This window comes from Methylibium sp. (assembly GCF_013817365.1).
Classification (GTDB): Bacteria; Pseudomonadota; Gammaproteobacteria; order Burkholderiales; family Burkholderiaceae_C; genus Methylibium.
This window is the reverse complement of record NZ_JACDCU010000235.1, coordinates 1-6360: the sequence shown is the minus strand read 5'-3', so window position 1 is coordinate 6360 and position 6360 is coordinate 1. Positions and strand designations below refer to the sequence as shown.

The 6360-nt window shown below is 64.9% G+C and carries 5 protein-coding genes and 1 pseudogene; 3 read left to right on the top strand and 3 right to left on the bottom strand.

What is annotated here, in order from left to right:
* Window positions 1–370 (top strand): annotated as a pseudogene (locus H0W38_RS14115) (hypothetical protein); the annotation flags it as partial.
* A 34-nt stretch (window positions 371–404) separates the two neighbouring features.
* Here H0W38_RS14115 and H0W38_RS14110 read toward each other — a convergent pair.
* Window positions 405–1448: a LacI family DNA-binding transcriptional regulator gene (locus H0W38_RS14110; RefSeq protein WP_292455126.1), complete on the bottom strand. Its 1044-nt coding sequence runs from the start codon at window positions 1446–1448 to the stop codon at window positions 405–407.
* Window positions 1449–1795: 347 nt separating this feature from the next.
* On the opposite strand from H0W38_RS14110, the gene H0W38_RS14105 reads away from it, so the two are divergent.
* Both H0W38_RS14105 and H0W38_RS14100 read left to right on the top strand, forming a co-directional pair.
* On the top strand, window positions 1796–3220 hold the full coding sequence (locus H0W38_RS14105) for a hypothetical protein (RefSeq protein WP_292455124.1): 1425 nt from the start codon (window positions 1796–1798) through the stop codon (window positions 3218–3220).
* A 59-nt stretch (window positions 3221–3279) separates the two neighbouring features.
* Window positions 3280–5265 (top strand): VCBS repeat-containing protein, encoded by a 1986-nt coding sequence (locus H0W38_RS14100; protein WP_292455121.1) that lies wholly within the window; start codon window positions 3280–3282, stop codon window positions 5263–5265.
* Here the strand turns inward: H0W38_RS14100 and H0W38_RS14095 are convergent.
* Together H0W38_RS14095 and H0W38_RS14090 are read right to left on the bottom strand one after the other, a co-directional pair.
* On the bottom strand, window positions 5262–5456 hold the full coding sequence (locus H0W38_RS14095; RefSeq protein WP_292455118.1) for a hypothetical protein: 195 nt from the start codon (window positions 5454–5456) through the stop codon (window positions 5262–5264). The genes H0W38_RS14100 and H0W38_RS14095 overlap by 4 nt on opposite strands.
* 146 nt (window positions 5457–5602) lie before the next feature.
* The coding region (locus H0W38_RS14090; protein WP_292455116.1) for a LacI family DNA-binding transcriptional regulator at window positions 5603–6360 on the bottom strand (758 nt) is incomplete at its 5' end.

The window sequence follows — 6360 nt, the reverse complement described above, 5'->3', positions numbered from 1 at the left end:
GACGTATAATGCACAATGTCACGTATTATATGTTCGCGTTGCGCCGCTAGGGCAATACTTAAATCCAACAGGAGAAGATATGATTCAATTTAAACGACGCGCAAGCGCCGCAATCGTCTCGCTAGTTGTAGCTCTCTTGCTCTCTCATCCGGTATCGCCGCAGCAGCAAGCAGGCGGTCAAGCACCGGCTCTCGCCTCCCATCAACAACTCTTGCGCGACATCTACAAAGAATTGATCGAGATAAATACAACCGACTCGGCGGTTAAATCGCCTTCCCGCATTCGTAGTCTTTTGATCACGGATTGGTATCAGACCAGCCCCCGCGACAGACCCTCATGCCGAAACGAAAAAGAGGGAAAAAAGGAATAAAGTCGAGACCAGAGTCAATTGATCATTTCAGGGCTCAGGGTGTCAATAATCGCACACTGAATCCGGAATACAGGTTGAAAGGAACAATGACGGCCGGCGTTCGTCGGGTGTTGGCCAGACGCCAACCGAGGAGCGCGGCGGCGGCGCGGCCCATCGCTTCGGACGGTACCAGCGCGACATCGAGGCGGATTCCGACGACCAGGGTTTCGTGGTGAGCCAGGATCAGTGACAGGTCTTCCGGGATGCGCAGACCCAGGCGTCCGGCCGCATGCAGCACGGTCAGCGCCTCGTAGCTGCCATAGCACGCGATTGCGGTTGGACGCTGTCGTTCCGGCAGAACTTGCAGGTGCGACAGCAGCCACTCGAACTGTCCATCCCGCCCAGGATCCTGCGCCGGCGACAGCGTCCGCGGCGCGAGCCCGACGGCGGACATCGCGGCGAGGTAACCCGCATGCCGTTGGATGCGGCTGTAGTGCAGCTCCACTGCCGGACGGAAACCGAGCATCCCATCGAACCAGGCGATGCGCCGGTGTCCGGCGGCCACCAGCCGTTCGACCATCAGACGCCCACCGCCATGATCGTCGGGATAGGCGGCATCGTGCTCGAGTACGCGGTTCACCCACACCACCGGCAGGCCGCTTGATGCCAGCACCACTTCGATCTGCGCTGACGGGTCGAGGTTGCCGTGCACCAGCACGCCATCGACCATCATTTCCTGCAAGCCACGGGGAGCCGGCCCACCGGCGAGGAAATCCGGCACCACCAAGCGTTCGATCACCAATGAGCGGCCGATTTCCGCCAAGCCGTCGGAGATGCCGTCGATGATGCCGGAATCGATACGCTGATCGGCGGCTTCGACCAGTTGCAGGAACAGCACACGGTCGAAGCGACGGCTCTTGACGCTGCGCGCGCTTTGGTTGGGACGGTAGCCAAACTTCTTAGCCGCCGCGACGATGCGTGCTCGCAACTCGGGCGCGACGCGCGGCTCGCCCGCCAACGCACGCGAGACGGTCTTCTGCCCGACGCCCAGGCGCGTCGCGAGATCGTATTGGGTGATGAACGGTTTCTTCGCTGGCACGTTGGCGCTCCTACGCAGTCACATCGACTGACTAACAAAACCTGTCGCCGTTGACGCCGGTCCTGGTGGTCCATCACCGGCGCCTGACGAGCGACCACCGGCAACATCCCCAGCAACGGTGTCCATCACGGTCGCCTGTCGAAGGTGACTTCCGGCATTGGTCGGCCGGCCTGATAAAGGTACGAGGCGTCTTCGTTGTGACTCCGAAGTCACAACGCTCTTTTCAGGGCGTTGTAACTCGGACATCGTGCTCCTCAGCAACCGTTGCGGAGCCGAAATGTAGGTCACATCGGGAACGCCCCGGTGTTTCTTCTGCAGAGATACGTAGCCCAGAACTCGGAGATCCTATGCGCACCCTCCTCCTCCCCCTGCTGCTCGTCCTCGCCCTGCCCCTGGGTGCGGCCGAACCAGCTACGGCCAACGAGCCCCACTATGAGGACCGCTCCCTGTGGCCGGCTGATGTTGGCAAGCGGCCCCATATGCGACAGGTCTGGCCAGCGACCCGGGTGCTGACCTGGGCCAAGCCTGGGGTGTCGGCTCTCAAGGATGACAAGCCCTTCGAGACACCCTCATTCTGGCTGGAAGATGGTAAACCCGCCACCAAGCCAATCGACGGCGACTGCGCCCTGGTCCTTCCTGCCATGCCGCCTGGAGGATCAAAAGGGCGATATTACATCGTCCAGGAGGCGAAGAAGAACCCCGTGCCCTCCATCCGCCATCTCACGGTGGGAGCAGGCGTCACCGTGGTCTGGTTGCACAGCAGCACCGGCAACACCTGGGTGAAGAAGGGCGGTGAGTTGAACCAGCAGTACCACTACAGCGGCGACAAAGACTCCTTCTTCCGCAACGACAACCCCGTTCCTCAACAGCCCCATCAGCAGCCCGTTGCCGGCGGCCCGCCGCTATACATCTACCCCGAAGGCGAACGCAACCAGCTCGCCCATCCCCTGCAGGTCAGCTCCCTCATTCCGGGCACGCTGTTCCGCTACGGTATGAACGACCCCGAGGCCTCCAGCGACCACGTCTATTTCGTCAAGGCCCCCAACGCCTCGCTTGAGGTCATCGGCCGCATGGGCTGCGCCGACAGCTTCCACTTCAAGTCCGGCACGGTCATCATCTCGGACGACAGCGCCCTGATCGCCGCTGCCCGGGGCACTCTCGGCGTCTCGCCGGGCGCCACCCTTGAGCTGCACTCCGGCGCCGCCTTCAGCAAGTTGGGCAACCAGCACGGCAACGTCGATCTCACGATAAAAGGTCGCTTCCTCGCCGGCACGGTGGATCGGCCGCTGGTCCGCGACTGCTTCCTGGGCGTGAGCTGGAAGGGTAAGCGCCGCTTCATGAGCAAGGATAACGAAAAGGCGCTCGATGGTCGAGCCGAGCGCTCCGATGACGCCAGCTTCATCGTCACCCCCGAGGGCACGTTGGAGGTGCACAGCGCAGATCCGGCCAAGGCCCGCCTGATCATCGACTGGAACGGCCGACCGATCATTGAGAAGGAGATCGTGAAGACCATCGGCCACGCCGAGAACTACGCCAAGCTCAAGGAGGAGCCGCCGCTGATCGACCTCCTCCTCGTGGGCACTCTGAAGATCGACGGCTTGGTCATCAACCACCTTGCCAAGGGCGGTCTGGTGCTGGCGGATCCCGCCCAGGTGAAGCAGTGGAAGCACGTCACCTGGGGCCCGGACTGCGCCGGCCCGCTGGTCGAGTTGGTCCGTAAGTGGGACGGCAAGCCCACCTTCGCCTTCACCAACGCGGGAGGCGATTACTGATGCGGGATCCACGCTCGTGGATCCCGCCTTCCGACTGTACTCCCCGCCAGGAACCATCCATGCGCCAGCTCATCCCGCTCCTGTTCGTGCTGCTCACCACCAGCGCAGCGCCGGCCCAGGAGGTCCTGTTCGCTCCGCTGCTGATGCAGACGGTGGCTCTGGTGGACCCCACCCTGCAGCCAAAAGACCTCTACGAGCGCCACCGGGTGGTGCTGCTGCTGCGCGTCGCCAGCGTCGACAAAGAGACGCACACGGCGGAGTTGGCGGTCGAGCAGGTGGTGAAAGGAGATTTCGTTCCGCGCTCGGTCCATCTGGTCCTGGCCGGCGAGCAGTTGGAAAGGGTCTTCTTTATGCTGATGGGCCAGGGCAAGCCGATGGTGGCGCTGCTGGGCAAGTCCCGCCGGCCTAACGACCTGATCTTCTACCTCGATGGCGGGGACGGTGGTCGCTGGCAGGCGGCAGAGATGGATGCCGCCAATCCCGCCCGCTGGACCTGGAGCACGGACCTCGAGCGCGAGTTGTTCGGGGTTTTCAACGGCAGCGCCGCCCGACTGGGCGAGTTGATGCAGGAGCGCGCCATCGGTCGCGACTGGTTCCCCGCCACGCCCTTCATCGCTTTCGGCGCCGACCGTCTGCTTGGTCGCCTCGACGGTCCGGCGCGCGGCGTGGCCCTGCGTGACCTCGACGGCGATGGCCGCCTGGATGCCTACGCCTGCAGCGAGGTCGGCGACCGCGCCTGGCTGCAGGCTGCGGATGGCACCTTCGCGCCCGCCGAAGAGCGGCTCGGATTTGCCGGCTGTCGCAGCCGCAGCGTGGCGGCGGCGGATGCCGATGCCGATGGCCGCGACGACCTCCTGCTCGATGACGCGCTCTGGCTGCGAGGTGCCGATGGCCGCTACCAGCGCAGCGCAGCACTGCCCGCCGCCGCGCCGGGATCGGGGCGGGTGATCTGCTCCTGCTTCATCGACGCGAATGGCGATGGCTGGCCCGACGTGGCGATCGCCCGTGAACGCGGTGGGGTCGAGCTCTGGCTCAATCCAGGGCCGGGCGGAGGTGTCTTCAGAGATGGCAGCGAGGCCGCCGGGCTGCGGCGCCCCGACGCCAGCGCTGGAGGCAGCGGCTGGCTGGCCTGCGGCGACTGGGATGGCGATGGGCGCAGCGACCTCTACTTCTCCGCCGATGGCGGTCGGCTGTTGCTCAACAGCGCGACGGCGGGCTTCTCCGTCCTGCCCCTGGGCTATGATTTTGCTTCGCCTGACGGTGGGCCTGCGGGCGGTGCCGCCTGCTTTGCGCCCGTCTGGAGGGCCGACCGCCAGACCCTGGTGATCACCCGCGATAACGCCCTCTGCGTGGTGTCCTGCGAAGAGGGCAAGGCCATCGACCAGAGCCTGTACGGTAACGAACTGCAGATCGCCGGCGACCATCAGCTGCCAGTGGTGGCGGCTGACATAGATTGCGACGGCACCATAGATCTCTACGTCGGCAGCCGCAGCGGCGGCGCCAACATGCCCTACATGAACCGCGGCTACGGCAGCTTCATGGTCAGCGACCGCTATACGCCCGGCGCCTTCCCTGGTCAGGCGCATCGCGCCGGCGCCCGGGGCCTGGCGGCGGGGGATGTGGATGGCGATGGCGCCCCCGAACTACTGTTGGGCGCCCCGGACGGTCGCGTGACGCTGATGCCCAACGCCAGCCTGACCCAGCGCGACCCGCCCGAGAACCCCAGCGCCCAGCAGAGCACGCTCGCCGGGATCCGCATGCTGAGCGTCGAGGTGAAGGGCCCGCGCGGAGTGATAGGCGCCGTGCTCAGCCTGCGCGCCGAGGACGGCCGCCTCCTCGGCCTGCAGCAGATCGGCAGCGCCAACGCCAGCGGCTGCTGCGGCCCCGACCGCGTCGGCTTCGCCTTGCGCGAAGCGGGCCGCCAGGTCCTGACGGTGCGCTGGTCGGACGGGGTCGAGGCGCGCTGGCCCATCAAAGCAGATGCGAAGAACCCCATCGCTATCATCGCCACGCGACCGCCGGCAGAACCCCATCAGGGTCCTTAAACACCGGTGAATGTCCCGATCGCGAGTTTGCCGTGGCGGGTTTCGCAGATGCCGACGCCGTACTGGGCAAAGAGTGCGCGCAGTACGTTGCAGGTGGTGATGGCGACGGCGGTGGCGGCCAGCGTGCAGCCGGACGCAGCCCACAACTCAACCCAGTCGAAAATCTGTGGGATGACCTCCGAGAGAAACACTTTACCAACCGCTGCTTCCCCTCACTCACTGCTGTCAGGTACACCCTCTGCATTGCACTGCGTGAACTCCATCACGACCACAAGCGAACCCAATCCATCACGGGGTTCCCATGGATCGCAGCGTTGTGAATGATGGAGGATTGGTATCAAGTCGTTGGCGACTGCACGCTGGAGCCGGAGAGGACGCGGAAGGGAACGATCACGCTCTGCGTTCGCCGAGTGTTGGCCAGACGCCGGCCAAGGAGTGCCGCCGCCGCGCGGCCCATCGCTTCGGACGGCACCTGCGCGACCTCAAGGCGGATGCCGGCGACCAAGCTTTCGTGGTGGGCCAGGATCAGTGACAGGTCATCTGGGATGCTCAGATTCAAGCGCCCCACCGCGTGCAACACGGTCAGCGCCTCGTAGCTGCCATAACACGCGATTGCGGTTGGGCGCTTTCGTTCAGGCAGATTTCGCAGATGCGACAGCAGCCACTCGAACTGTCCGTCCCGCCCAGGATCCTTGACTGGCGACAACGTCCGCGGCGCGAGTTCGGCAGCGGACATCGCGGCCAAGTAACCCGCATGCCGTTGGATGCGGCTGTAGTGCCGCTCCACTGCCGGACGGAAACCGAGCATCCCATCGAACCAGGCGATGCGCCGGTGTCCGGCGGCCACCAGCCGTTCGACCATCAGACGCCCACCGCCATGATCGTCGGGATAGGCGGCATCGTGCTCGAGTACGCGGTTCACCCACACCACCGGCAGGCCGCTTGATGCCAGCACCACTTCGATCTGCGCTGACGGGTCGAGGTTGCCGTGCACCAGCACGCCATCGACCATCATTTCCTGCAAGCCACGGGGAGCCGGCCCACCGGCGAGGAAATCCGGCACCACCAAGCGTTCGATCACCAATGAGCGGCCGA